Origin of the sequence: Methanocalculus sp. (assembly GCF_029762515.1) — an archaeon.
Taxonomy (GTDB): domain Archaea; phylum Halobacteriota; class Methanomicrobia; order Methanomicrobiales; family Methanocorpusculaceae; genus Methanocalculus.
This window is the reverse complement of sequence record NZ_JARVGN010000471.1, coordinates 1-1648: the sequence shown is the minus strand read 5'-3', so window position 1 is coordinate 1648 and position 1648 is coordinate 1. Positions and strand designations below refer to the sequence as shown.

At 47.6% G+C, this 1648-nt stretch carries 4 protein-coding genes; all 4 read right to left on the bottom strand.

Going from position 1 to position 1648, the window contains the following annotated elements; translation table 11 throughout:
* A partial coding sequence (locus QCH34_RS12280; protein ID WP_300334554.1) for an acetyl-coenzyme A synthetase N-terminal domain-containing protein occupies positions 1 to 225 on the bottom strand: 225 nt, incomplete at its 3' end.
* A 153-nt stretch (positions 226 to 378) separates the two neighbouring features.
* Entirely contained in the window at positions 379 to 822 is a 444-nt protein-coding gene (locus QCH34_RS12275; RefSeq protein WP_300334553.1) for a PIN domain-containing protein, read from the bottom strand.
* Positions 812 to 1051, bottom strand: coding sequence for a hypothetical protein (locus tag QCH34_RS12270; protein WP_300334552.1), 240 nt, complete (start codon positions 1049 to 1051; stop codon positions 812 to 814). The genes QCH34_RS12275 and QCH34_RS12270 overlap by 11 nt, the downstream gene beginning before the upstream one ends.
* 133 nt (positions 1052 to 1184) lie before the next feature.
* Positions 1185 to 1648, bottom strand: a 464-nt coding sequence (locus tag QCH34_RS12265; RefSeq protein ID WP_300334550.1) for a mismatch-specific DNA-glycosylase, incomplete at its 5' end; no start/stop codon positions are given.

The following is a 1648-nucleotide window of genomic DNA, read 5'->3' as shown; positions in this document are numbered from 1 at the left end:
GATGAGGGCTGTTCTGTCTCCCCGCCCCTCCCCGATGTGGCGATCAAGGCAGTTGTAGCAGGTGTTCAGCTCGCCCCCTTCAAACCAGTGATAAAATGGAGGTTCTCCGGCTGTGAGCACCCGGTCATATTCTCTGGACCAGATGATGTTTTTAGCCGCAGTTCCCCAGAACTTTGTTGGATCGGTTATCGATTCACGAAATGCCTGCTCGTACTCTCCACTCATACATCTCCCCGTGCTATTGTAATGTAAAAATGGGGGAAAAGTTCTTATTTGTTGCTGTTTTTACCGGGGACGGAATGGGGAAGATGGTGGTGAGGGGGGTGATGTATCCTGTAATGTGAGGAGGGTATCAGTTCACCAAATTGATTTAATCCGTTATAGCTGAGTCTGATATGGATTCATCATGGTGATTCCGGGTATCTTCCTGAAATGTGCATCTTCGGTATATATTGTATGAATATGGTTTTCCAGCATTGTTGCAGCCAGCAGGGCATCCCAGAAATGGAGCTTATGCTGTTCTTTAATCTCATGGGCATGTATGATTGTCGTGCCTGTGTAGTGAACGAGATTCCATCCCTGGTATGAGGTAATCGTATGAATGAATCGCTGGATATCTTCAGATGGCATTGGATCTGCGACCTTCTCAGTGACAACGACAGAAAATTCTGCAAGGTTTTGGTAAGACAGTGAATACCTTCTCTCTGATTTGAAACAGCCTGCGATGAGCTGATGAGAGATATCCCGTTTATTTGCCGCGTCTTCATCAAAGAGATAGACCAGTATGTTGGTATCGATGAGCGGTGGTGCTTCACCGGTCATAGAGATCCTTCCTGTAGCGATATTTCTTCTCTCCAAAATGGTATGTCTTCCTGATGAGTTCCAGAGCATCTTTTGCTATGGCTTCCTGCGTCTTCTCGTGAATCCAGAGTTTCATCGCATCGGTTGCAGCTTCGCCCAGGTACCCTTTTCGCTCCCCTATAACCTTCCTGGCTGTGCTCCGAAAGCGCCGCTCTGTTTCATCGTCGATGCTGAGTGTGATCGTTCCCATGGATGTAAGTATATCTCAGACTTATTTAAATATTGTGTGTATGTATGTGTATGTTTATGTTTATGGGGGAGTCATCTCTTATCCTGCCACTTCTCTCTGTTCCTGCTCACAGCTATCGGGACTCATTATTTATTCAATCCTCCCCTGCCCGCATCTCCGAATAGATCTCCCCGATCCTGCCCCAGCACTCTTCCCCGTGGTACTTCCAGTCTTTAGCCGAGAGTCCGGAGGTGGATGGAGCGACGAATACGGAGCTCTCCCCGATCATCTCAGATTGCATGCCATACCCGATCTCTCTTCTCTTTAAGGCGTGCCTGGCTGCTTCTTTTCCATTGAAGACGATGAAGCGGGGTTTATATTCAAGCATCTTCTGAATGAAACTGTCCGTGTCGTACTCTGATTTTGTCAGGGATCTGTCGGATCCCGATTCTGTCTTATTCAGATCGGTAAGCCCGATTTTGTATTCCAGAACAATCCTGCAATCCTCTATGGAAGCAGGGATTACGTTCTCTCTGCTGGTTATCCGGGAGAACTGCGGCCAGAATTTGTTGCCCGGCCCGCAATAATAACACCCCTTCTCTCTTGACTTCCTGCTGA

Bases quoted from the DNA above. Each gene is read 5' to 3' on its own strand.
- QCH34_RS12270 (WP_300334552.1), bottom strand. From the start codon at position 1,051: ATGGGAACGATCACACTCAGCATCGACGATGAAACAGAGCGGCGCTTT.
- QCH34_RS12275 (WP_300334553.1), bottom strand. From the start codon at position 822: ATGACCGGTGAAGCACCACCGCTCATCGATACCAACATACTGGTCTAT.